The organism is Geodermatophilus sp. SYSU D00965 (assembly GCF_054050075.1).
Genome location: NZ_JBJGYQ010000055.1, coordinates 1 through 1,061, shown reverse-complemented (window position 1 = coordinate 1,061; position 1,061 = coordinate 1). Strand labels below are relative to the sequence as shown.

Genomic DNA, 1,061 nt, shown 5'->3' with positions numbered 1-1,061 from the left:
CTTCCAGAGGCCTTCCACTAACGACAGATCTTTATCACTCCCCGCACGTCCGGCAGAACGTGCAGAACTGTCCCACGACCCCGTCCCCACAACCCCTGCCGGGTATCACATGGAAACGGTTTAGCCTAATCCGCTTTCGCTCGCCACTACTCACGGAATCACGGTTGTTTTCTCTTCCTGTGGGTACTGAGATGTTTCACTTCCCCACGTTCCCTCCACACGCCCTATGTGTTCAGGCGCGGGTCACACCACATGACTGGTGCGGGGTTTCCCCATTCGGACATCCTCGGATCAACGCTCGGTTGGCAGCTCCCCGAGGCTTATCGCAGCCTCCTACGTCCTTCATCGGCTCCTGGTGCCCAGGCATCCACCGTGTGCCCTTAACAACTTGGCCACACAACTACACGATCCACTTGCCACCGGATCGCGCCTACACAAACAAAAGAAGATGCTCGCGTCCACTGTGCAGTTCTCAACGTCCCACCGGCGACACCCCCCACCACCGCCCCGCCAAACCCCACGCACGCGCGGGTGGTACGAGAACCGGGAAGGCCCCGATCGAGCAACCGGCCCCCCCACGCCCGCGCCGGGGCGCTGCCGGGGGTCCGCTCCCTCAGGACCCAACAGCGTGCCTACGACCGACCCCGCCCACCACTCCGTTCCCCACCCCCCGCAGGAGGCCGTACTAGGAGCAGCACCACGGCTGCCGGCCGAACTGGTCAGCGTTCCACCCTCGAGCACCACCCCGAACACCCGCGGCCACCCGGAACTGGGCGACCGTTCACGGTCCGGGCGCGGCTCTGCACCACCAGAGAACCCCCTGGCGGCCAGTGCTCCTTAGAAAGGAGGTGATCCAGCCGCACCTTCCGGTACGGCTACCTTGTTACGACTTCGTCCCAATCGCCGATCCCGCCTTCGACGGCTCCCTCCCACGAGGGGTTGGGCCACCGGCTTCGGGCGTTACCGACTTTCGTGACGTGACGGGCGGTGTGTACAAGGCCCGGGAACGTATTCACCGCAGCGTTGCTGATCTGCGATTACTAGCGACTCCAACTTCATGG

Annotated in this window: 2 rRNA genes; both read right to left on the bottom strand. The window is 63.7% G+C overall.

The features are described from left to right. A 23S ribosomal RNA gene (locus ACI789_RS24525) occupies positions 1–394 on the bottom strand; the annotation flags it as partial. A gap of 447 nt (positions 395–841) precedes the next feature. After that, positions 842–1,061, bottom strand: a 16S ribosomal RNA gene (locus ACI789_RS24520); the annotation flags it as partial.